Raw genomic sequence first — 23,590 nt, forward strand, 5'->3', positions numbered from 1 at the left:
GGCGGACATGCAACGACGCCTGCCCAAGCGTCCGGTCGGGGACAGGTGGGCAGGCGCCGTCTGGTGTTCCGTACGCCTTTGTACGGGACGTCTGTGGGGGAGCCGTCAGACCGCCAGGGCGCGGTCGGTCGGGCGGATCGGGGCCGGCAGGTCGCTGGCCCCGGTCAGGTAGCGGTCGACTCCGCGGGCGGCCGAGCGGCCCTCCGCGATCGCCCAGACGATGAGGGACTGGCCGCGGCCGGCGTCACCGGCGACGAACACACCCGGCACGTTGGTCTGGAAGTCGGCGTCGCGGGCGATGTTACCGCGCTCGTCCAGCTCCAGGCCGAACTGCTCCACCAGGCCGTTCTCCCGGTCGGTGCCGGTGAAGCCCATGGCGAGGGTGACGAGCTGGGCGGGGATCTTGCGCTCGGTGCCCGGCTTGGAGGTCAGCTTGCCGTCGACGAACTCGACCTCGGCCAGGTGCAGCCACTGGACGTTGCCGTCCTCGTCGCCCTCGAAGTGGGTGGTGGAGGCGGAGTAGATCCGCTCGCCGCCCTCCTCGTGGGCCGAGGTGACCTTGTAGAGGATCGGGAAGGTCGGCCAGGGCTGGTTGGTCGCGTGCCGCTCCTCGTTCGGGCGGGGCATGATCTCCAGCTGGGTGACGGAGGCCGCGCCCTGACGGTGGGCGGTGCCCACGCAGTCCGCGCCGGTGTCACCGCCACCGATGACGACGACGTGCTTGCCCTCGGCGGAAAGGGGGGCGGTCACGTAGTCGCCCTCCTGGACCTTGTTGGCGAGCGGCAGGTACTCCATCGCCTGGTAGATGCCCTTGAGTTCGCGGCCCGGCACCGGCAGGTCCCGCGCGGTCGTGGCGCCGGCGGCGATCACGACGGCGTCGTACCGCTTCTTCAGGTCGGTCGCCTTGAGGTCGCGGCCGATCTCGACACCGGTGCGGAAGCGGGTGCCCTCCGCGCGCATCTGCTCGATACGGCGGTTGATGTGCCGCTTCTCCATCTTGAACTCGGGGATGCCGTACCGGAGGAGGCCTCCGATGCGGTCCGCGCGCTCGTAGACGGCGACGGTGTGGCCGGCCCGGGTCAGCTGCTGCGCGGCGGCGAGACCGGCGGGGCCGGACCCGATGACCGCGACCGTCTTGCCGGACAGCCGCTCGGGGATCTGCGGGGCGACGTCACCGGTCTCCCACGCCTTGTCGATGATCGAGACCTCGACGTTCTTGATGGTGACCGGCGGCTGGTTGATGCCGAGCACGCACGCCGACTCGCAGGGGGCCGGGCAGAGGCGACCGGTGAACTCCGGGAAGTTGTTGGTCGCGTGCAGACGCTCCTGGGCGGCGGCCCAGTCCTCGCGGTAGGCGTAGTCGTTCCACTCGGGGATCAGGTTCCCCAGCGGACAGCCGTTGTGGCAGAACGGGATGCCGCAGTCCATGCACCGGCTGGCCTGCTTGCTGATGATCGGCAGCAGCGAGCCGGGGACGTAGACCTCGTTCCAGTCCTTGACCCGCTCGTCGACGGGGCGGGTCTTGGCGACCTCACGGCCGTGGTTCAGGAAGCCCTTCGGGTCAGCCATTGATCGCCGCCTCCATCATCTTCTCGGTGATCTCGGTCTCGGAGAGACCGGCTCGCTCGGCGGCGTCCTTGGCGGCGAGCACTGCCTTGTACGTGCTGGGGGTGATCTTGCTGAACCGCTCCGCGGCCGTGTCCCAGTCGGCGAGCAGCTTCTCGGCGACCGTCGAACCGGTCTCCTCGGCGTGGCGGCGCACCACGTCGTGCAGCCACTGCTTGTCCGCGTCGTCCAGCGCCTCGACGGACTGGACGTTGCCGACGTTGACGTTGTCGCGGTCGAGGTCGATGACGTAGGCGACACCGCCGGACATGCCCGCCGCGAAGTTGCGGCCGGTCGGGCCGAGGACGACCGCGTGACCGCCGGTCATGTACTCGCAGCCGTGGTCGCCCACGCCCTCGGAGACGACCAGGGCGCCGGAGTTGCGGACACAGAACCGCTCACCGGTGCGACCGCGCAGGAACAGCTCGCCGCCGGTGGCGCCGTAGCCGATGGTGTTGCCCGCGATGGTCGAGTACTCGGCGAGGTGGTCGGCCGCGCGGTCCGGGCGGACGACGATCCGGCCGCCGGACAGGCCCTTGCCGACGTAGTCGTTGGCGTCGCCCTCCAGGCGGAGCGTGACACCGCGCGGCAGGAACGCGCCGAAGGACTGGCCGGCGGAGCCCGTGAAGGTGATGTCGATGGTGTCGTCGGGCAGGCCCGCGCCACCGAACTTCTTCGTCACCTCGTGGCCGAGCATGGTGCCGACGGTGCGGTTGATGTTACGGATGGCGACCTGGGCGCGCACCGGCTGCGCCTCGGTCGCGTCGTTCGCGGCGAGGGCGTCGGCGGCGAGCTTGATCAGCTCGTTGTCCAGCGCCTTCTCCAGGCCGTGGTCCTGCTCGACGATCTGGTGGCGGACCGCGCCGGCGGGCAGCGACGGCACGTGGAACAGCGGCTCCAGGTCCAGGCCCTGGGCCTTCCAGTGGTCGACCGCGCGCTCGACGTCCAGCACCTCGGCGTGGCCGACGGCCTCCTCGATGGAGCGGAAGCCCAGCTCGGCGAGCAGCTCGCGGACCTCCTCGGCGATGAACCGGAAGAAGTTCACCACGTACTCGGCCTTGCCGGCGAAGCGGTCGCGCAGGGTCGGGTTCTGGGTGGCGATGCCGACCGGGCAGGTGTCCAGGTGGCAGACGCGCATCATGACGCAGCCGGAGACGACCAGCGGAGCGGTCGCGAAACCGAACTCCTCGGCGCCGAGCAGCGCGGCGATGACCACGTCACGACCGGTCTTCAGCTGGCCGTCGGTCTGGACGACGATGCGGTCGCGCAGGCCGTTGAGCAGCAGGGTCTGCTGGGTCTCGGCCAGGCCCAGCTCCCAGGGGCCGCCCGCGTGCTTCAGCGAGGTCAGCGGCGAGGCACCGGTACCGCCGTCGTGGCCGGAGATCAGTACGACGTCCGCGTGCGCCTTGGACACACCGGCCGCGACCGTGCCGACGCCGACCTCGGAGACCAGCTTGACGTGAATCCGCGCCTGCGGGTTCGCGTTCTTCAGGTCGTGGATCAGCTGGGCCAGGTCCTCGATGGAGTAGATGTCGTGGTGCGGCGGCGGGGAGATCAGGCCGACACCCGGCGTGGAGTGCCGCGTCCTGGCGACCCACGGGTAGACCTTGTGGCCGGGCAGCTGGCCGCCCTCGCCGGGCTTGGCGCCCTGGGCCATCTTGATCTGGATGTCGTCCGCGTTGACCAGGTACTCGGAGGTGACGCCGAAGCGGCCGGAGGCGACCTGCTTGATGGCGCTGCGCCGCGCGGGGTCGTACAGGCGCTCCGGGTCCTCGCCGCCCTCACCCGTGTTGGACTTGCCGCCCAGCTGGTTCATGGCGATGGCGAGGGTCTCGTGCGCCTCCTTGGAGATGGAGCCGTACGACATGGCGCCCGTCGAGAACCGCTTGACGATCTCGGAGACCGGCTCGACCTCCTCGACCGGGATCGGCCCTCGGTCGGACTTGAAGCCGAACAGGCCGCGCAGCGTCATCAGGCGCTCCGACTGCTCGTTCACCCGGTCCGTGTACTTCTTGAAGATGTCGTAGCGGCCGGTGCGCGTGGAGTGCTGGAGGCGGAAGACCGTCTCCGGGTCGAACAGGTGCGGCTCGCCCTCGCGGCGCCACTGGTACTCGCCGCCGATGTCCAGCGCGCGGTGCGCGGGAGCGATGCCGGAGGCCGGGTAGGCCTTGGCGTGGCGTGCGGCGACCTCCTGGGCGATGACGTCGATGCCGACGCCGCCGATCTTGGTGGCCGTGCCGTTGAAGTACTTCTCCACGAAGGTCTCGTCCAGGCCGACGGCCTCGAAGACCTGGGCGCCGCGGTAGGAGGCGACGGTGGAGATGCCCATCTTGGACATGACCTTCAGCACGCCCTTGCCGAGGGCGTAGATCAGGTTCTTGATGGCCTTCTCGGGCTCGAGCCCGTTGATGAAGGTGCCCGCGCGCAGCAGGTCCTCGACGGACTCCATCGCCAGGTACGGGTTGACGGCGGCGGCGCCGTAACCGATGAGCAGGGCGACGTGGTGGACCTCGCGGACGTCACCGGCCTCGACCAGCAGACCCACCTGGGTGCGCTGCTTGGTGCGGATGAGGTGGTGGTGGACGGCCGCGGTGAGCAGCAGCGACGGGATCGGCGCGTGCTCGGCGTCGGAGTGGCGGTCCGACAGGACGATCAGGCGGGCGCCGTTCTCGATCGCGGCGTCGGCCTCGGCGTAGATCTCCTCGATCCGCGCGGCCAGCGCCTCGCCGCCGCCGTGCACCCGGTACAGGCCGGAGAGGGTCGCGGCCTTGAAACCGGGCATGTCGCCGTCGGCGTTGATGTGGATGAGCTTGGCCAGCTCGTCGTTGTCGATCACCGGGAAGGGCAGGGTGACCGAGCGGCACGAGGCGGCCGTCGGCTCCAGCAGGTTGCCCTCCGGGCCCAGGGACGAGCGCAGGGAGGTGACCAGCTCCTCGCGGATCGCGTCCAGCGGCGGGTTGGTGACCTGCGCGAACAGCTGGGTGAAGTAGTCGAAGAGCAGCCGCGGGCGCTCGGACAGGGCCGCGATCGGCGAGTCCGTACCCATGGAGCCGATCGGCTCGGCACCGGTGCGGGCCATCGGCGCGAGGATGACGCGCAGCTCCTCCTCGGTGTACCCGAAGGTCTGCTGACGGCGGGTGACCGAGGCGTGGGTGTGGACGATGTGCTCGCGCTCGGGCAGGTCGCCCAGCTCGATCTCGCCGGCTTCCAGCCACTCGGCGTACGGCTTCTCGCCGGCGAGGGACGCCTTGATCTCGTCGTCCTCGATGATGCGGTGCTCGGCGGTGTCCACGAGGAACATGCGGCCGGGCTGCAGGCGGCCCTTGCGGACGACCTTGGCCGGGTCGATGTCGAGGACGCCGACCTCGGAGCCGAGGACGACGAGGCCGTCGTCGGTGACCCAGTAGCGGCCGGGGCGCAGACCGTTGCGGTCGAGGACGGCGCCGACCTGGGTGCCGTCGGTGAAGGTGACACAGGCGGGGCCGTCCCAGGGCTCCATCATCGTGGAGTGGAACTGGTAGAAGGCGCGCCGGGCCGGGTCCATGGACGCGTGGTTCTCCCACGCCTCCGGGATCATCATCAGCACGGAGTGCGGCAGCGAGCGGCCGCCGAGGTGGAGCAGCTCCAGCACCTCGTCGAAGGACGCCGAGTCGGAGGCGTCCGGCGTACACACCGGGAAGATCCGCTCGATGGCCTTCTCCTCGGAGCCGAACAGGTCGGAGACCAGCTGCGACTCGCGGGCGGTCATCCAGTTGCGGTTGCCCTTGACGGTGTTGATCTCACCGTTGTGCGCGACGAAGCGGTACGGGTGCGCGAGCGGCCACGACGGGAAGGTGTTGGTGGAGAAGCGGGAGTGGACGAGCGCGATCGCGGAGGCGAAGCGGCGGTCGGACAGGTCCGGGAAGAAGGGCTCCAGCTGGCCGGTGGTCAGCATGCCCTTGTAGACGATCGTGCGGGCTGACAGGGACGGGAAGTAGACCCCGACCTCCCGCTCGGCGCGCTTGCGCAGCACGAACGCCTTGCGGTCCAGCGCGATGCCCTCGCTGGCGCCGTCGGCGACGAAGATCTGACGGAAGACCGGCATGGTGGAGCGGGCGGTGGCGCCCAGCAGCTCCGGGGCGACCGGGACCGCACGCCAGCCGAGGACGGTGAGGCCCTCGTCGGCCGCGATCGTCTCGATGCGCGAGACGGCGTCCTCGGCGCCCTCCTCCGGCAGGAAGGCGATACCGACGGCGTAGGAACCGGCGGCGGGGAGGTCGAATCCGGCCACCTCACGGAAGAAGGCGTCCGGCACCTGCGAGAGGATGCCCGCGCCGTCGCCCGAGTCGGGCTCGGAGCCGGTGGCACCGCGGTGCTCCAGGTTGCGCAGCACGGTGAGCGCCTGCTCGACCAGCGTATGGGACGCCTCGCCGGTAAGGGTGGCGACGAAACCGACGCCACAGGCGTCGCGTTCGTTGCGGGGGTCGTACATACCCTGCGCAGCAGGGCGAGCATCCATGAACGACCAGTTCTGGCCATTCGCGGAATGCTGGGACGGCTGGCGCGGCGTACGCATCGGCTCTCCCGTCGTCGTCATGTGGCATGTGGCAAGTGCCGAGGGACGACGTTGGCCCTCTGCGTGGAGTGCAAAATTTCGTGCAGGTTACATGATGGAGCGGTTCTCGGGAACCGGATACTCCGTTCCAGCATGCGGACGCCACGGGGTCCGTGGCCGGGCGCCGCACGGGGCGGCGCGGAGCCGCGCGAGGCGGCCGACGTATGAGGGGGACCGTTGCGGACGCGATCGGTCTGATCGCCGTCCGTCGGCCCGAGGGGCGGGGGGAGCGTCGTCGGCTCACCCCGGGGGGCGCGGCAGGCGTCATTGCCCACAGCGCTTACGGCTCATGCCCGGTGGTCATGCAGTCGAAACCAGCGAGTAACGGCTACTTATGCGGCCCATCGCATAAGTACCGGCCCCGCTATCCTACGGCCGTTCCGAACAGGCTGCCCAGGGCGTACGTCACACCGGCCGCCGCACCGCCGAGCGCGAGCTGCCGCAGACCGCTGTACCACCAGGTTCGCGCGGTCACCTTGGCCACGACGGCACCGCAGCCGAAGAGTCCGGCGAGGGCGAGGAGCACGGCGGGCCACAGCACGGTCGCGCCCAGCAGGTACGGCAGCACCGGCAGCAGGGCGCCGAGCGCGAACGAGCCGAAGGACGAGACCGCGGCGACCAGCGGCGAGGGCAGGTCACCGGGGTCGATGCCCAGCTCCTCCCGAGCGTGTATCTCCAGGGCCTGCTCCGGGTCCTGGGACAGCTGGCGGGCGACCTGCCGGGCCAGGTCCGGCTCGACACCGCGGGCCACGTAGAGTGCGGCCAGCTCGTCCTCCTCGTCCTGCGGGTGCTTGCGCAGCTCACGGCGCTCGACGTCGAGTTCGGCCTCGACCAGCTCGCGCTGGGAGGCGACGGAGGTGTACTCGCCGGCCGCCATGGAGAAGGCGCCCGCGGCCAGGCCGGCGAGCCCGGTGATGACGATCGTCTGCTGGCTCACGGAACCACCGGCCACGCCGGTCATCAGGGCGAGGTTGGAGACCAGGCCGTCCATCGCACCGAAGACGGCCGGGCGCAGCCAGCCGCCGTTGACGTCGCGGTGCGTGTGGTTGTCGCGGTGCGCCTCGTGCAGCGCGGCCTCGGTGTCGATGATGGCCATGCGGCCCCCCGGATAGCTAAGCCAAAGCTAACTTTGGACGAGTTCTACTTTTTGATAACTCAGAACCTACGCCGAGAATTTCGCTGCCGCCAGCAAGGAAAGGCTGGGCTAACCTGCGGCTTTCCCTGCCATCGCTCATTCGTGCCAGTTACTGCTCAGATGTCGAGCGGGTGACTCCGGGCGCCCGGAGGCTCGCCGGGGCGCCTCCCGTGGCACACATCCGCAAAGGGTCCCCGTGGTCCCGCCGACCGAGGCCGCTCCAGGGTCCCCGTGATCCTGCTGAAGGAGGCCGCCCCATGGCATCGACCGCCTGCACTCCCCCGATCCCGGCCCCCGGTGACGCCACCGGACTCCGCGAACGGGCACGCGGCGCACTGCTCGGCCTGGCGGTCGGGGACGCGCTGGGGGCACCCGCGGAGAACCTCAGACCCTCCGAGATCCGCGCGCGCTGGGGCCGCATCACCGGGTACGTCGCCGAGAAACCGGCCGGCACGGACGACACCGAGTACGCGATCTTCTCCGGTCTCCTCCTGGCCCGGCACGGCTCGGCGCTGACCCCGGCCCATGTGGAGGCGGCCTGGCACGAGTGGATCGCGGACCGGGCCGAGGGCCCCTTCCGGGGCGCGGGCTTCAGCGAACGCGGCACCCTGGAGAACCTCCGCCGGGGGCTGGCCGCGCCCATCTCGGCCCAGCACCGCCACGCCTGGAGCGACGGGCTGGCGATGCGGGCGGCGCCCTTCGGGGTCTTCGCCGCCGGTCGCCCCGGGGAGGCGGCCCGGCTGGTGGCGATCGACGGCTCGATCAGCCACGAGGGCGAGGGCATCTACGGCGGCCAGGCGGTCGCGGCGGGCGTGGCGGCGGCGATGGCGGGAGCGCCGGTACCGGTGGTGGTCGCCTCCGCCCTCGCGGTCGTCCCGGACGACTCCTGGACGGCCCGCTCCCTGCGCCGCGCGGTGGCGGTGGCGCACCGCGGTGAGCGCGCGGTGCGCTCCGCGGTCGTCATCGGCGGCTACCCCTGGACCGACCTGGCCCCCGAGGCGGTCGCCCTCGCCTTCGGCGCGTACGCGGCGGCCGACGGCGACTTCCGCGAGGCCGTTCTGACAGCCGTCAACATGGGCCGCGACGCGGACACGACGGCGGCGGTGGCGGGCGCGCTCTGCGGTGCGGCCCAGGGCCTCACCGCGATCCCGCCGGCCTGGGCCGCCGCCATCGGTCCGGCCCGCGGCCGCTGCCTGCCGTCCATGGCGGGCCACCACATCCTGGACGTGGCGGAGCTGCTGGTACCCGGCGAGGGCGGCAAGTGGGGGGCGGACGTGATCCTGCCGGAACTCCTGCCGGAGCCCCTACGGGAGCTGCTGCCGCAGCCCGACCGGTGCCCGACACCGGGCGCCGGGCACCCCGCCCACGAGGACGCGCGGCAACAGCCACCGGACCGCGAACGCGAACGCGTACTGGCCGCACTGCAGCTCACGCAGACCACGACGGAGAAGGCACCCACCCCCACCGCCCCGGCACCCTCCCTCTCCCCCACCTCCCATCCGCCCGCCCCGGCGCCCTCCCTCCCGACCACCACCCACCAGCCCACCGCCTCGGCACCCTCCCTCCCGACCACCACCCACCAGCCCATCGCCCCGGCGCTCTCCCTCCCAACCACCACCCAGCCGCCCGTCCCGGCAACCCCTTCCCCAACCACCACCCCACAGCCCACCGCCCCCGCGCTCTCCCTCCCGACCACCGCGCAATCGACCGAGCCAAGGCCGCCCCTCCCGGCCACCTCCCAGCCGCCCGCCCCCGCGCCCTCCCTCCCGACCACCTCTCGGCCCACCGCCCCGGCCCCGCCAGGCCCATCCACCACCGCGCAATCGACCGAGCCAAGACCGCCCCTCCCGGCCACCTCCCAGCCGCCCGCCCCCGCGCCCTCCCCCTCGCCCAGTCCCCAGCCGACCGAGCGGGTCCCACCCCGTCCCCCGGCCTCCCAGCCGACCGGGCCGCTTCCAGCTCTCCCGACCATCTCCCCGCTGACCGAGCCGCCTGTGGTCGCCCTCCCCGTCACCCCCCAGCCGACCGAGCCGCCCGTAGCCGCCCTGCCCGCCACCCCCCAACCCACCGACCCACGCCCACCCCTCCCAGCCACTCCCCGGCCCACCGATCCGCCGCCACTCCTCCCGGCCACCTCCCAGCCCACCGATCCGCCCCCGCCCTTTTCGGTCACCTCCCGGCCGACCGAGTCGGGTGGTGGGTGGGTTGAGGGGCTAGAAAACAAAAGGCGGAGCCCGCTGGTGGGGGCCGGGAACTCCGGCAACGGGGACAGCGAGGGTCGGCCATGAGGGCGCGCCGTATCGAGGGCCTCCTCCTCGGCCTCGCCGCGGGAGACGCCGCCGGCTGGCCCGCCGCACGGCACCGCGCCGCCCGCATGCCGGAGTGGACCCGCCGCCTCACCCGGGAACTGGACACGTTCGCCGAGCAGAACGCGACCACCACCCTGCCGGTGCCGATCGCCCTCAACCAACCCCCCGAGCCTCTCCGCCTCGGCCCTTCCGACGACGCCGAGTGGGCCGTCTTCGCCGCCGAGGCGGTCCTGCTCGCCGGCGACGACGACGTACTCGGCGACCTCAGCCGGGAACGCCGTATGCGCGCCGCGATCGACCTCACCTGGACCGCCGTGGCCTCCGAAGTCGCCGCGGCGGCGGAACGCGCCCCGGAGATCGAGTCCGCCGTCCTCCCCCTGCGCGCCCGCATCTCCGTCCGCGCCGGCCTCGGCAACCTCGCCGCCGGTCTGCGCCCACCCGCCACCGGCCACGACAACCCGCACTACTTCGACGACGCCGCCTGCGTCCGCGCCTGCGTCCTCGCGGTCGCCCACCCGGGCGACCCCCGACGCGCCGCCGCCCTGGCCGAGTTCGACGCCCGCTACACCCAGGACGGCGACGGCGTGCACGGCGCCCGCGCGATGGCCGCGGCCCTGGCGCTGGCCCTCGCCGACGCGGACACCGGCACCTGCGTGACCGCCGCGCTCGCCGAACTCCCCGCGGACACGGAGATCGGCCGCAACACCCGCCACGCGCTCGCCCTGGCCGAGGACAGCGAGTCCGCGTTCGCCCTCGTCCCGCTGCTCGAGCACCAGATCGTCGACCACGTCTACAGCTACGGCATCGCCGCCGCCGAGACCGTCCCCGTCGCCCTCGCCCTGGCCACCGCCGCCCGCGGCCGCATCGCCGAAGCCGTACCGGCCGCCGCCTGCCTGTCCCGGGTCGCGGACTCCGCGCCCGCCCTCGCGGGGGCGCTGACCGGTGCCCTCGGCGGCGGCCCGGCCGTCCCGCAGAGCTGGCGGGACGCCTGCCGCACCCTGTCCGGCTGCGCCCTGCCCCGCCTCACCGGCACCGACCTGGTGGAACTCGCCGGACTCCTGGAAGCCGCACAACCGGCCCGTCCAGGAGGATGATTCGGGACATGACGCCCGAAGAACCCCAACAGCCCCGAGCCGCCGAAACGCCCCGCGAAACCGAAGCGCGCCGAGAGTCCGATGCGTCCCGGGAACCCACGGCACCTCGAGGTCCCGCGGAAGAAGAACGCAGCGAGCCACCCCCGCACACCCTCGACGAACGGATCACCGGCGCCCTGGTAGGAGCCGCCGTCGGCGACGCCCTCGGCGGCCCGGTCGAGGGCTACTCCCCGGACCAGATCGCCGAGCGCCACGGCGGCCGCGTCCATGGCGTCGTCGGCCCCTGGCACGGCGACGCCTGGCGCACCGCCCGCCCCATCGCCCCGTACCACAAGGGCGACGGGCACGTCACCGACGACACCTTGATGACGCACGCGCTGGTCCGGGTCTACGACCGTGTCCGTGACCACCTCGACGCGTACGCGATCGCCGACCACCTGGTCCCGGACCTGATGACCACCCCCCGCTGGATCCCGGAACTGCAGACCGAGACGCTGCCGCTGCACCGCGTCTTCCTCGCCGAGAAATGGCTGGTGGCCCGGCTCGCCTACGGCCACGTCGACCCCCGGGAGGCGGGCGTCGGCAACATCGTCAACTGCGGCGCGGCGATGTACATGGCCCCCGTCGGCCTGGTCAACGCCGCCAACCCGGCCGCCGCCTACGCCGAGGCGCTGGACCTCGCCGGTGCGCACCAGTCGTCGTACGGCCGGGAGGCGGCCGGCGTCTTCGCCGCGGCCGTGGCCGCCGCCACCGCACCGGGCGCGACCCCGGACTCGGTCGTGACCGCCTGCCTGTCCCTGGCGAAGGACGGCACCCGCACGGCGATCGAGAAGGTCTGCGAAGTCGCCGCGCGGCACCGTGACTTCGAGTCGGCGCTCGGCCCGCTGCGCGCGGCGGTGGCCCCGTACGACACGGTCGGCCCGGACTACCGCGCCCCCTCCCTCGCCGCCCGCCGCCCCTCCCGTCTGCACTCCATCGAGGAACTCCCGGTCGCCCTGGGCATGGTGCTGGTCTCCGGCGGGGACTACCGGCACGCCGTCCTGGGCTCGATCAACTACGGCCGCGACTGCGACTCGATCGCCACGATGGCCGGTGCCCTCGCGGGGGCCCTCGGCTCACCCGTTCCCGATGAGTGGTCGAAGACGGTCGCGGAGGCGAGCCGCCTGGACCTGTGGGAGCCGGCCCGCACGCTCACCACGGTCACCCGCGAGATCTTCGCCCGGGACGTACGCCGCCGACGCGCCCATGAGAGGGCGTTCGCGGCACTCGGAGGCCCGGCATGCTCCGACTGACCTGGGTCCAGCCCGAGGACCTCCTGGGCCATGAACTCCGCCAGGCCCGCCTGGACGGCCGGGAGCCGTCGAGGATCGAGGCGCGGTGGCGGGCGGCCGGCGGCATGGCCGCTCCGGAGCGGGCGGGCGCCTCACCGCAACGGGCCTCGCGCTACCTGCGCCTGCTGGCCGAGGACCTGCTGGACGAACTGGCGGACCTGCCGAGCAGGTTGGCCGAGGACGAGCCGACGGACCTGGCCGGTATCAAGGCGGTGTGCCCCGCGTGGCCTGCCCCGCCGGCGGGGGCGCAGGACCGGCCCCCCGCGCCGCCCCCTTCCCCCCTCGCCCTGGAAGCGTCCTGGCTGGGCCGGGCCATCGGCTGCCTGCTCGGCAAGCCGGTCGAGAAGCTCCCCCTCGACGGCATCCGCGCCCTGGCCCGAGCCACCGGCAACTGGCCGCTCACCACGTACTTCACCGCCAAGGGCGTCCCCCGCGACCTCCTGGACCAGTACCCCTGGAACCGCCGCTCGGCCGCGACCTCCCTCGCCGAGAACATCGACGGCATGCCCGAGGACGACGACCTGAACTACCCCCTGCTCAACCTTCTTCTCCTGCGGCGCCACGGAAAGTCCTTCACCACCACGGACGTGGCCCGGCTCTGGCTGGAGGAACTCCCGCCCGGCCGTACCTTCACCGCCGAACGCATCGCCTACCGCAACCTCCTCGGCGGCGTCGAACCCCCGCACACGGCACGCCACCGCAACCCGTTCCGCGAGTGGATCGGCGCCCTGATCCGCGCCGACGTGCACGGCTGGACCAACCCGGGCGACCCGGCCGCCGCCGCCGAACAGGCGCACCGCGACGCGGTCCTCACCCACACCGCCAACGGCGTCTACGCGGCGATGTTCACCGCCGCCGTCATCGCCACCGCCGCCACCGGAGCCCACGACGTCCACGCCTGCCTCAGCGCCGGCCGCACGGTGGTCCCGCCCCGCTCCCGCCTGGCGAGGGCGATCGACCACGCCGTCCGACTGGCCGCGGCGAAGGAGCACTTCGACGAGGTCGTGGACGAACTCCACGCCACCTACGCCCCCGCCCACCACTGGGTGCACGCCCTCCCCAACACCGCCCTGATCGCCGCCGCCCTCACCCACGCGGACGGCGACTTCACCGGCTCCGTCTGCCGTGCGGTGTCCGGCGGGTGGGACACCGATTCCAACGGCGCCACGGCCGGCAGCATCGCCGGTCTCCTCGCGGGCGCGCCCACCGCGCTGCCCGACCGCTGGCGGGCCCCGCTGAAGAACCGGCTCGCCACCACGGTCGCCGACTTCCACGGCACCGGCTTCGACTCCCTCGCCCACCTCACCCACCTGGAGGCGACCCGCTCATGACCCACATCGCCGTCCTCGGCAGCACGAACATGGACCTCGTCGCCTACGTCACCAAGGCCCCGCAGCGCGGCGAGACCGTGACGGGACGGGAGTTCCGTACGATCCCCGGCGGCAAGGGCGCCAACCAGGCGATCGCCGCGGCCCGTTCCGGCGCCACCGTCTCGATGATCGGCGCGGTCGGCAACGACGCCTTCGGCGTGCGCCTGCGCGGCACCCTCGAACACTCCGGTGTGGACACCGACTCCCTGCGCACGGTCGAGGGTCCCTCCGGCACCGCACACATCGTGGTGGACGCCGAGGGCGGCAACTCCATCGTCGTCATCCCCGGCGCCAACGGCACCGTCGACCACCTCTCCCCCGGCGACGAAGGGGTGATCGCCTCCGCCGACGCCCTGCTGCTGCAGCTGGAGATCCCCCTGGCCGCGGTCGTCGCGGGCGCGGAGGCGGCCCGCCGGCACGGTGTCCGTACGGTCCTCACCCCGTCCCCCGCACAGCCACTGCCACCCGAACTCCTCGCTTCCATCGACCTGTTGGTGCCCAACGAGTACGAGGCGGTCACCCTCACCGGCCGCACCGACCCGCGCGAGGCGGCCGCCGCCCTGCTGGACCTGGTCCCTGAGGTCGTCGTCACCCTGGGCGCGACCGGCAGCCTCTACCTGGCCCGCGGCACCGAGCCGCTCGTGGTACCCGCGCCCCGGGTGACCGCCGTCGACTCCACGGGCGCGGGCGACACCTTCGTCGGTGCGCTCGTGGTGGCCCTCGCCGAGGAGAAACCGGTACGGGAGGCCCTGTCCTGGGCGGCCGCCGCGGCGGCGATCTCCGTGCAGCGGGCGGGGGCGTCGGCGTCGATGCCGTACCGCCCGGAGATCGAGGCGCAGTACAGCTCATGAGGACGACGACACACACGCCCCCGGCCCTGGACGGTCTGCGGGTGCTGGACCTCGCGACCCTGTTCGCCGGCCCGCTGGCCGCGACCCTGCTCGGCGACTTCGGCGCCGACGTGATCAAGGTGGAGCATCCCCACCGGCCCGACCCCTCCCGCGGACACGGCCCGGCCAAGGACGGCGTCGGCCTGTGGTGGAAGGTGCTCGGCCGCAACAAGCGGACCGTCACCCTCGACCTGTCCACGCCCGGCGGCCGCGCCACCCTCCTGCGGCTCGCCGCCGGCGCCGATGTGGTGATCGAGAACTTCCGCCCCGGCACCCTGGAGAAATGGGACCTCGGCTGGGACGCACTGGCCGCGGCCAACCCGCGGCTGATCCTGACCCGGGTCACCGCCTTCGGCCAGTTCGGTCCGTACGCGCACCGCCCCGGCTTCGGCACCCTGGCCGAGGCGATGAGCGGCTTCGCGGCGATCACCGGCGAGCCGGACGCGCCCCCGACGCTCCCGCCGTTCGGGCTCGCGGACTCGATCGCGGGCCTGGCGACCGCGTACGCCGTGCTCACGGCACTGGCCGCGCGGGAGCGCACCGGCACCGGACAGGTGGTCGACATGGCGATCATCGAGCCGATCCTGTCGGTCCTCGGGCCGCAGCCCACCTGGTACGACCAGCTCGGCTACGTGCAGGAACGCACCGGCAACCGGTCCGCGAACAACGCCCCGCGCAACACCTACCGCACCGCCGACGGCGCCTGGGTCGCCGTCTCCACCTCCGCGCAGTCGGTCGCCGAGCGGGTGATGCGCCTGGTGGGCCGCCCGGAGCTGACCGAGGAACCGTGGTTCGCCTCGGGCGCGGACCGCGCCGCCCACGCCGACGTGCTGGACGAGGCGGTCGGCTCCTGGATCGCCGCCCGCACCCGCGCCGAAGTCCTGGCGGCCTTCGAGAAGGCGGAGGCGGCGGTGGCCCCGGTCCAGGACGTCCGGGACGTCCTCGCGGACCCCCAGTACCAGGCCCTGGACACGGTCACCACCGTCGCCGACCCCGAGTTGGGCCCGCTGCGGATGCAGAACGTCCTCTTCCGGCTCTCCTCGACGCCCGGCGCGATCCGCTGGGCCGGCCGGCCGCACGGTGCCGACACGGACGCCGTGCTCACCGAGCTGGGCCTCGACCCGGCCGACATCGCCGCCCTGCGCGCGGAGGGCGCCCTGTGACCCCCCGGATGCCGCTCACCTGGCTCTACGTCCCCGGCGACCGTCCGCACGTGGTGACCAAGGCGCTGGCCGCGGGCGCCGACGTGGTGGTGATCGACCTGGAGGACGCGGTCGCCCCGGACCGCAAGGAGTACGCCCGCGCGGCCACGGCCGACCGCCTCCGCGCGCCCCAGCCGGTCCCGGTGCACGTCCGCGTCAACGCGCTGGACGGCCCCTGGGCGGCCGCCGACCTCACGGCACTGGCCACACTGCCGGGCGTGTCCGGGCTACGGCTTCCGAAGGTGACGTCTCCGGACCAGATCAGGCAGGTCGCCGTGGCCACCCCCCTGCCCCTGTACGCCCTGCTGGAGTCGGCCCTCGCCATCGAGCACGCCCACGCGATCGCCGGCGCCCACCCGTCCCTGCGGGGCATCTCCCTCGGAGAGGCGGACCTCCGGGCCGACCTGGGCGTACGGGCCGACGCGGGCCTCGACTGGCCGCGCTCGCGGGTGGTCGTCGCCGCCCGCGCGGCGGGGCTCGCCCCGCCGCCCCAGTCCGTGCACCCGGACATCCGCGACCTGGACGGACTCGCCGCGTCCAGCGCCCACGGCCGCGCGCTCGGCTTCCTGGGCCGCGCGGCGATCCACCCCCGGCAGCTGCCGGTCATCGAGCAGGCGTACCTCCCGACCCCGGCGGAGATCGAGCAGGCGGAAACGATCATCAAGGCAGCGGCCACGCACCAGGGCGCCCAGGCCCTCCCCGACGGCCGCTTCATCGACGCGGCGGTGGTGGCCATGGCCCGGCGCACGCTGTCCCTGGCGCGCAGGGACTGAGCCTGTTGTTCGCCGAGCCGGTGCGGCCGCCCGCCCGTACATGCCGAGGGCGCCCGGAAACCCCGGGCGCCCTCGGTGGCGTCACAGCCGGCCGTCAGCCCTTGTTCGGGGCCGACTCTGCCTCGTCCTTCGTCTCCTCGGCACCCGGCTCGGCCTGCGCGTCCGCCTCGGCGACGGATTCCGTACCGTCGGCCGAACCGCCGGAGCCGGAGACATCCGGTTCGACCACGGCCTCCCGCCCCGGCCGCTTCTTCGACGACACCACGATGTACGTCACCGCCAGCAGGAAGACGATCAGCGCGGTCCAGTCGTTGAGGCGGAGGCCCAGGATGTGGTGGGCGTCGTCCACCCGCATGTACTCGATCCAGCCACGGCCCAAGCAGTACGCGGCGACGTACAGGGCGAACGCCCGGCCGTGGCCCAGCTCGAAGCGGCGGTCGGCCCAGATGACGAGCAGGGCGACGCCGATGCACCACAGCGACTCGTAGAGGAAGGTCGGGTGGTAGTAGCCCGGCACCCGGCCGCCCTCGGAGGAGGTGATGTGCAGCGCCCACGGAACATGCGTCTCGCGGCCGTACAGCTCCTGGTTGAACCAGTTGCCCCAGCGGCCGATGGCCTGCGCGAACGCGATGCCCGGTGCCACGGCGTCGGCGTACGCGGGCATGGGGATGCCCCGGCGCCGCGCGCCGATCCACGCGCCCAGGGCACCGAGCGCGATCGCGCCCCAGATGCCCAGGCCGCCTTCCCACACCTTGAAGGCGTCCACCCAGTCACGGCCCTCGCTGAAGTACAGCTCGTAGTCCGTGATCACGTGATAGAGCCGGCCGCCGACCAGGCCGAACGGCACGGCCCAGACCGCGATGTCGGCGACCGTGCCGGACTGTCCGCCGCGGGCGATCCAGCGCTTGTTGCCGAGCCAGACGGCAACGAAGACGCCGATGATGATGCAGAAGGCGTAGCCGCGCAGCGGGATGGGGCCGAGATACAGCACCCCGTGCGACGGGCTGGGAATGTAGGCAAGTTCCATGGCAGGTCCGACGCTACCGTGCCGGGCCGGGGGGACGGCACACAGCCCGGCTACGGGTCCATAACGGGGGCGTGAGAAACGCTTACCGCTTGTCGGCCGCCTCCACCATCTGCTTGAGCTTGGCCGGGGTCATCGTCTGGTCCTGGTAGATGTTCTTGCCGTCGAGCAGGACCGTCGGCGTGCCGGTGAAACCGCCGGACTGGAAGGCCTTGTGGGACTTGGTCACCCAGCTGTTGTGGGTGCCGTCCTTGACGCACTTCTGGAAGGCGGGCGTGTCCAGGCCTTTCACCTTGCCGGCCAGCTCGATCAGCTTGGCGTCGTTGCCGAAGGCGTCGTCGGTCTCCTTGGGCTGGTTCGCGTACAGCACGTCGTGGTAGTCGCGGAACTTTCCGGCGTCCTGGGCGCAGGCCGCGGCGTTGGCCGCGCGCAGCGAGCCGCTGCCGCCGAGGTTGCCGTCGATCAGCCGGACCAGGTGGTACTCGATTCTGAGCTTGCCGGCGTCGGCCAGTTCGTGCAGCGTCGGCCGGTACGCCATCTCGAAGGCCTGGCACGCCGGGCAGCGGAAGTCCTCCCAGACGGTGAGCGTCGACTTCGCGCCGTCCTTGCCGACCGGGATCGCGAGGCTGTCCTTGCCCTGCGCGCCCGAGGGCGCCACGACCGGGCCCGCGCTGCTGCTCTTCTTGTCCTTGCCCGCGTTCGCGGCGACCACGCCGATCACCGCCGCGAGGCCGAGGACGCAGACGACGCTCGCGCCCACGATCAGCGTGCGCCGCCGCTTCTCCGCGGCCTTCTGCTTCTCGCGCTCGGCCGTCAGCCTCTCCCGGGCCGTGCGCTTTCCGTCACGGTTCTTCTCGCTCACACCCCCAGAACGAACCGGGGAGGCGCAGCGCGCCTCCCCGGCCTGAGGTCCACCCGTTCGAGTGACCGAATCTTCCGTTGTGAACGGTGAAGGATGATGAGTTCCGTTACGCCTGCCCGCGCACGCCCTTCGCCAGCTCGCCGGCCAGCTCACGGACCGCCTCGAGGCCCGAGGCGTGGTCGGGGGCGTCCAGCATCCGCTTGACGAACGCCGAGCCGACGATGACGCCGTCGGCGAAGCCGGCGACCTCGGCGGCCTGGGCCGCGTTGGAGACGCCGAGCCCGACGCAGACGGGCAGTCCGGTGCCGGTGGCGCGGGTCCGCTCGACCAGGTCCTGGGCCTGCGCGCCGACGGACTCGCGGGTGCCGGTGACACCCATGAGCGAGGCGGCGTAGACGAAGCCGCTGCCCGCCGCGGTGATCTCGGCGAGCCGCTCGTCCTTGCTGCTCGGCGCCACGACGAAGACGGTCGCGAGGCCGTGCTTCTCGGCGTGCTCCCGCCACAGGGCCGACTCCTGGACCGGCAGGTCGGGCAGGATGCAGCCCGCGCCGCCCGCCTCGGCCAGCTCGGCGGTGAAGCGCTCGACGCCGTAGCGGTCGATGGGGTTCCAGTACGTCATGACGAGCACGGGCTTGCCGGTGGCCGCGTGGGCCTCCTTGACCGTGCGCATGGCGTCCGCGATCTTGACGCCGCCGCGCAGGGCGATGTCGTCGGCGGTCTGGATGACGGGGCCGTCGAGGACGGGGTCGCTGTGCGGCAGCCCCACCTCCACGACATCCGCCCCGCCCTCGAAGACGGCCTCGATCGCCTCGATGCCACCGTCCACGGTCGGGAAGCCGGCCGGGAGGTAGGCGATGAGCGCGGACCGGCCCTCCGCCCGGGCGGCGGCGAGGGTGTCCGTCAACAGCTGGATGTTGCCGCTCACTTGGCGTCCCCCTCGATCTCGGCGGTGTCGGCTTCGTCGGCGGCCACCTCGGCGTCGGTGTCGTAGAGGTCGAAGTAGCGGGCGGCGGTGTCCATGTCCTTGTCGCCGCGGCCGGACAGGTTGACGACGATCAGGCCGTCCTTGCCCAGTTCCTTGCCCACCTCCAGGGCGCCGGCGAGGGCGTGGGCGCTCTCGATGGCCGGGATGATGCCCTCGGTGCGCGACAGCAGGCGCAGGGCCTGCATCGCCGCGTCGTCGGTGACGGCGCGGTACTCGCCGCGGCCGGAGTCCTTCAGGTAGGAGTGCTCGGGGCCGATGCCCGGGTAGTCCAGACCGGCCGAGATCGAGTACGGCTCGGTGATCTGGCCCTCCTCGTCCTGCAGGACGTAGGACCGGGAGCCGTGCAGGATGCCGGGCTCGCCCGCGGTCAGCGTGGCCGCGTGCTCCCCCGTCTCGATGCCGTGCCCCGCGGGCTCGCAGCCGATGAGCCGGACGCCCTCGTCGGGGATGAAGGCGTGGAAGAGGCCGATGGCGTTGGAGCCGCCACCGACACAGGCGATCGCGGCGTCGGGCAGCCGCCCGGCACGCTCGAGCAACTGCCGCCGCGCCTCGACCCCGATGACCCGGTGGAAGTCGCGGACCATGGCCGGGAAGGGGTGCGGTCCGGCCACGGTCCCGAACAGGTAGTGGGTGCGGTCGACGTTGGCCACCCAGTCCCGGAACGCCTCGTTGATGGCGTCCTTCAGGGTGCGGCTGCCGGACTTCACGGCGACGACCTCGGCGCCGAGCATGCGCATGCGGGCGACGTTGAGGGCCTGCCGCTGGGTGTCGATCTCGCCCATGTAGATCGTGCACTCGAGCCCGAACAGCGCGCAGGCGGTGGCGGTCGCGACACCGTGCTGACCGGCGCCGGTCTCGGCGATGACCCGCGTCTTGCCCATGCGCTTCGTGAGCAGGGCCTGGCCCAGCACGTTGTTGATCTTGTGGGAGCCGGTGTGGTTCAGGTCCTCCCGCTTGAGGAACACCCGGGCGCCACCGGCGTGTTCGGCGAACCGGGGCACCTCGGTGAGCGCGCTGGGGCGCCCGGTGTAGTTGACGAGCAGGTCGTCGAGCTCGCGCCCGAACTCGGGGTCGGCCTTCGCCTTGTCGTACTCCACGGCGACCTCGTCCACGGCGGCGACCAGCGCCTCCGGGATGAACTTGCCGCCGAACGCGCCGAAGTAGCCCTCGGCGCTGGGCACCTGGCCGCTGGGGTCAGGGATGAAGAACTCGCTGGGCATACGGATACCTCGCAGGGGCTCGGCCCCGGGTAGCTGGTCTTGGGGTACGGGGTACGCGTGCGCTGCCCTCGACGGTGCGTTCCCACCCCGCCGACCCTCACTGCCGGCAGGGCACACCGCTGTTCAGCCGACCGAGCCGCAAGCGACGGGCCGCTGTCCAGCCGACCGAGTCCGGTGGCGGGTGGACACACCGGGGGCCAGGGGGCGGAGCCCTCTGGTCGGCCCGGGCAACGGGAGCACAAGGCGAGCCGACTCGGACAGAGAACGCCGACTCAGCTCACCGCAGGTGACGCGCACGCGAGGGGACGCCATCGCATGCCGTTCACCTGACCCGGCTCGTCACCGATCACATACCGGACCCGCCGCCCGTGCACCCGCCGCGCGGGGGCACGGCAGCCACGGGGTCGGCAGCCGCGGGCGAGGCGGGCATACGGGTCCCGCGTCGCCGGCGTGATCGGAAGCATCATCGAGATCCAGCTTAGCCGGAGATTCAGCCCCGCCCGTGCCGCAGTGCGGGGTGCTCGCCCGCGGCGACCAGGTCGGAGACGGCGGCCTTCGGGTCGCGTCCGGTGACGAGGGACTCACCGACCAGCACCGCGTCGGCACCCGCGTTGGCGTAGGCGATCAGGTCGTGCGGTCCGCGCACCCCGGACTCGGCCACCTTGAGGATGCCGGCCGGGATCTCCGGGGCGATCCGCTCGAACGTGCCGCGGTCGACTTCCAGCGTCTTCAGGTTGCGCGCGTTGACGCCGATGACCTTGGCGCCCGCGTCCACGGCCCGCTCGGCCTCGTCCTCGTCGTGGACCTCGACGAGCGGGGTGAGCCCGATGGAGACGGCCCGCTCGATCAGCGACTCCAGGGCCGGCTGGTCGAGGGCGGCCACGATCAGCAGCGCGAGGTCGGCGCCGTACGCGCGGGCCTCCCACAGCTGGTACGACGTGACGATGAAGTCCTTGCGCAGCACCGGGATGTCCACCCGGGCGCGGACGGCCTCCAGGTCGGCCAGCGAGCCGCCGAAGCGGCGCTGTTCGGTCAGGACGGAGATGACGGCCGCGCCGCCCGCCTCGTAGTCGGCAGCGAGTCCCGCCGGGTCGGCGATCGCGGCCAGCGCGCCCTTGGAGGGGCTGGAGCGCTTGACCTCGCAGATCACCTTGACGCCGTCGCCCTTGAGCGCGGCCACCCCGTCCTTGGCGGCGGGGGCCTTGGCCGCGCGCTCCTTGAGCTCGTCGAGGCTCACGCGTGCCTGCCGCTCCGCGAGGTCGGCACGGACTCCGTCGATGATCTCGTCGAGCACACTCACGCGAGCGGCCCCCTTCCTGGCGGTGGATCCCTCGGGCTTTGCAAACCCGTAGTCACTGCGATGGTATCCGCAGGAGCGCGCAGGCCTCGCATCCGGTGGATGGCGGTCCCACTACCTGGACATTTCGCCGGTCGGTCACGGACGCAGCCAGCTGCCGAACGGAAGGTTCCGGACCACCGTGAAGACCAGCAGCAGCGCGCCGATCGTCCACAGCTGCGCCGGTCCGAGGTCGAGCCGCGCCGGCCTGCCCCGCACCGTGCGGATCACCCAGACGGTCCACAGCACCGCGAAGGCCAGGTAGGCGGCCACGCCGGCCGCGTTGTCGCGCAGGGCGGTGAGGAGGTCGCCGTGAATGAAGGCGTGCGCGCTGCGCAGTCCGCCGCAGCCGGGGCAGTACAGGCCGGTGAGCCGGTACAGGGGGCAGACGGGGTAGTGGCCGGGCTCGCCGGGGTCGACGGTGCCGACGTAGGCGAAGGCTCCGGCGGTGGCCGCGAACAGCCCGGCCGGGACGGCGAGCCGCCGCCACACGGGGCCGGGCGGGGCGGAGGGCGGAACCGGGGGCGGGGCCGTGGGACTGTCGGCGTTCACGGCGGCATTCTGCCCCGCCGGCCCGGCACGCGCGCGTGCGCGGCGGCCGGCCGGGCGACGACCGGGGACGCGGCACGCGCTCGTCGGGTGAGCGCCAGGGGCGGGCCGCCGCCGGTCCCGGGGCGCGGGGCCCGGCACACGACGAGGGGCGGCCCGCACCTCACGGGTGCCGGGGCCGCCCCTCGCGGGAAGCCGTGGGGCTCAGCTCTCGACGCCGGCCGGCTCGGGGGTCGCGAGGGGAGCCTGGTGCGGAAGGGCACGCTCCTCCTTCGGCTGGCCGAGGCCCATGGCGCGCATGACGGCGCCGACGACGCCACCGAGGACCACGATCGCCATGCCGGCCCAGAAGCCGACCGGCTGGGCCATCACCATGAAGGCGCCCGCGACGCAGAAACCGATGAAGGCGATGATGACGCCGGTCCAGGCGGCCGGGGTGTGACCGTGGCTGCTGCCCGCCATGACTTGCTCCTCGTTGCTGTGTACGTGTCGTAGTACGTGTCCGTACGATTCCGAGCCCGCCCGTCACTGTCCGAGCCGGACGCTCGTCCTCCATTGTCCCGTACGCGGGCGGGTGCCGGACGCGGGGGTGGCGTCTGTTTCACCACATCACCCGGGCGGCCCGTTCGGGCGGATCGCTCAGGCGCCCGTCGGGTCCTCGCCCCGGTCCAGGGCCTTCCAGATCTCCTCGGGGCGCTCGGGGTCGGCCGGCCGGGCCGTGCGGCGCGGGCGGTCGCTGCCGCGCTCGTAGCGGCCGGACATGGCGGGCCACAGGCTGCCGTAGCGCAGCGCGAGGAGACCGGCGAGCAGGATCAGGGCGCCGCCGGCGGCCGCGACGTAGGGCCAGCCGGTGTGGGTGAGCGCGCCGACCGTGGCGGAGGTGTCGCCGCTGGCCTTGGCCGCCTGCTCGTCCAGCGCGGAGCTGTCGGAGGCGGCCACGAGGGCGGCGACGGCGATGCCGGCCCCGGAGAGCGCGAGCAGACCGGCGACCAGGAAGCGGCCGGCCTTGCGGACGGCGAAGACGGCGACGAGCGCGGCGAGGCCCACTATGGCGAGGGCCGCCGGGACGCCGGTGACGTCGCTGCCCTTCACGGTCAGCGGGAACGCGCCGCCGGCCACCGTAGCGGTGCCCTCCGCCCAGCGCTGCCGGGTCGCGAGCAGCGCCACGGCCGCGCCGAGGGCACCGCACAGGAGGGCCACGGCGAGGCTCCGCCGGCCGGACCGGACGGGTGCGGCGGCTTCGGAACGGGGGTCAGGTACAGCAGTCACGTACTCCACTATCGCCTGAACCCCGGGCGAACCGTCACCCGG

19 protein-coding genes are annotated in these 23,590 nt (G+C 72.9%); 7 read left to right on the plus strand and 12 right to left on the minus strand.

Features of this window, described 5'->3' with window-relative positions; all coding sequences use genetic code 11:
* Positions 1-105 precede the first annotated feature (105 nt).
* From ACGFRF_RS19275 to ACGFRF_RS19285, 3 genes are all read right to left on the minus strand, one after another.
* Positions 106-1,569 carry a glutamate synthase subunit beta gene (locus tag ACGFRF_RS19275; protein WP_393741366.1) on the minus strand — a complete coding sequence of 488 codons (1,464 nt, stop codon included), beginning with the start codon at positions 1,567-1,569 and terminating at the stop codon, positions 106-108.
* A complete protein-coding gene (gene gltB, locus ACGFRF_RS19280) occupies positions 1,562-6,160 on the minus strand; it encodes a glutamate synthase large subunit (RefSeq protein WP_393741367.1) in 4,599 nt (1,532 codons plus the stop codon). Before gltB ends, ACGFRF_RS19275 begins: the two co-directional genes overlap by 8 nt.
* 403 nt (positions 6,161-6,563) lie before the next feature.
* Positions 6,564-7,295 (minus strand): VIT1/CCC1 transporter family protein, encoded by a 732-nt coding sequence (locus ACGFRF_RS19285; RefSeq protein WP_393741368.1) that lies wholly within the window; start codon positions 7,293-7,295, stop codon positions 6,564-6,566.
* 296 nt (positions 7,296-7,591) lie between these two features.
* Here ACGFRF_RS19285 and ACGFRF_RS19290 point away from each other — a divergent pair, with 296 nt between their 5' ends.
* From ACGFRF_RS19290 to ACGFRF_RS19320, 7 genes are read left to right on the plus strand one after another with little or no spacing between them, the layout of a single operon-like run.
* A complete protein-coding gene (locus ACGFRF_RS19290; RefSeq protein WP_393741370.1) occupies positions 7,592-9,622 on the plus strand; it encodes an ADP-ribosylglycohydrolase family protein in 2,031 nt (676 codons plus the stop codon).
* Entirely contained in the window at positions 9,619-10,737 is a 1,119-nt protein-coding gene (locus ACGFRF_RS19295; protein WP_393741372.1) for an ADP-ribosylglycohydrolase family protein, read from the plus strand. The genes ACGFRF_RS19290 and ACGFRF_RS19295 overlap by 4 nt, the downstream gene beginning before the upstream one ends.
* Before the next feature lie 8 nt (positions 10,738-10,745).
* Complete coding sequence (locus tag ACGFRF_RS19300) at positions 10,746-12,029, plus strand: ADP-ribosylglycohydrolase family protein (protein WP_393741374.1); 1,284 nt, start codon at positions 10,746-10,748, stop codon at positions 12,027-12,029.
* The gene (locus tag ACGFRF_RS19305; protein WP_393741376.1) at positions 12,017-13,399 is read left to right on the plus strand and encodes an ADP-ribosylglycohydrolase family protein; all 1,383 of its coding nucleotides are present in this window, start codon (positions 12,017-12,019) and stop codon (positions 13,397-13,399) included. The genes ACGFRF_RS19300 and ACGFRF_RS19305 overlap by 13 nt, the downstream gene beginning before the upstream one ends.
* Positions 13,396-14,289, plus strand: coding sequence for a ribokinase (gene rbsK, locus ACGFRF_RS19310; RefSeq protein WP_393741378.1), 894 nt, complete (start codon positions 13,396-13,398; stop codon positions 14,287-14,289). Before ACGFRF_RS19305 ends, rbsK begins: the two co-directional genes overlap by 4 nt.
* A complete protein-coding gene (locus ACGFRF_RS19315; RefSeq protein ID WP_393741380.1) occupies positions 14,286-15,491 on the plus strand; it encodes a CaiB/BaiF CoA transferase family protein in 1,206 nt (401 codons plus the stop codon). The genes rbsK and ACGFRF_RS19315 overlap by 4 nt, the downstream gene beginning before the upstream one ends.
* Positions 15,492-15,499: 8 nt before the next feature.
* Complete coding sequence (locus ACGFRF_RS19320; RefSeq protein WP_393741541.1) at positions 15,500-16,303, plus strand: HpcH/HpaI aldolase/citrate lyase family protein; 804 nt, start codon at positions 15,500-15,502, stop codon at positions 16,301-16,303.
* 94 nt (positions 16,304-16,397) lie between these two features.
* Here ACGFRF_RS19320 and lgt read toward each other — a convergent pair whose 3' ends face one another.
* The 9 genes from lgt to ACGFRF_RS19365 all read right to left on the minus strand — a co-directional run bounded on the left by lgt (position 16,398) and on the right by ACGFRF_RS19365 (position 23,557).
* Positions 16,398-17,330, minus strand: coding sequence for a prolipoprotein diacylglyceryl transferase (gene lgt / locus ACGFRF_RS19325; RefSeq protein ID WP_393741382.1), 933 nt, complete (start codon positions 17,328-17,330; stop codon positions 16,398-16,400).
* Positions 17,331-17,412: 82 nt separating this feature from the next.
* The gene (locus ACGFRF_RS19330) at positions 17,413-18,189 is read right to left on the minus strand and encodes a DsbA family protein (protein ID WP_393741384.1); all 777 of its coding nucleotides are present in this window, start codon (positions 18,187-18,189) and stop codon (positions 17,413-17,415) included.
* Positions 18,190-18,295: 106 nt separating this feature from the next.
* The gene (gene trpA, locus ACGFRF_RS19335) at positions 18,296-19,114 is read right to left on the minus strand and encodes a tryptophan synthase subunit alpha (RefSeq protein WP_393741385.1); all 819 of its coding nucleotides are present in this window, start codon (positions 19,112-19,114) and stop codon (positions 18,296-18,298) included.
* Entirely contained in the window at positions 19,111-20,394 is a 1,284-nt protein-coding gene (gene trpB, locus ACGFRF_RS19340; RefSeq protein WP_393741387.1) for a tryptophan synthase subunit beta, read from the minus strand. Before trpB ends, trpA begins: the two co-directional genes overlap by 4 nt.
* A 272-nt stretch (positions 20,395-20,666) precedes the next feature.
* Entirely contained in the window at positions 20,667-20,861 is a 195-nt protein-coding gene (trpM, locus tag ACGFRF_RS19345) for a tryptophan biosynthesis modulator TrpM (RefSeq protein ID WP_393741389.1), read from the minus strand.
* Positions 20,862-20,884: 23 nt separating this feature from the next.
* Entirely contained in the window at positions 20,885-21,694 is an 810-nt protein-coding gene (trpC, locus tag ACGFRF_RS19350) for an indole-3-glycerol phosphate synthase TrpC (RefSeq protein ID WP_393741391.1), read from the minus strand.
* 135 nt (positions 21,695-21,829) lie between these two features.
* Positions 21,830-22,282, minus strand: coding sequence for a DUF2752 domain-containing protein (locus ACGFRF_RS19355; RefSeq protein WP_393741393.1), 453 nt, complete (start codon positions 22,280-22,282; stop codon positions 21,830-21,832).
* 201 nt (positions 22,283-22,483) lie between these two features.
* The gene (locus tag ACGFRF_RS19360; RefSeq protein WP_393741395.1) at positions 22,484-22,741 is read right to left on the minus strand and encodes an HGxxPAAW family protein; all 258 of its coding nucleotides are present in this window, start codon (positions 22,739-22,741) and stop codon (positions 22,484-22,486) included.
* A gap of 177 nt (positions 22,742-22,918) precedes the next feature.
* Positions 22,919-23,557 (minus strand): TIGR02234 family membrane protein, encoded by a 639-nt coding sequence (locus tag ACGFRF_RS19365; protein ID WP_393741397.1) that lies wholly within the window; start codon positions 23,555-23,557, stop codon positions 22,919-22,921.
* Positions 23,558-23,590: the final 33 nt, after the last annotated feature.

The sequence above is a fragment of the Streptomyces sp. NPDC048521 genome (assembly GCF_043199855.1).
Lineage (GTDB): Bacteria > Actinomycetota > Actinomycetes > Streptomycetales > Streptomycetaceae > Streptomyces.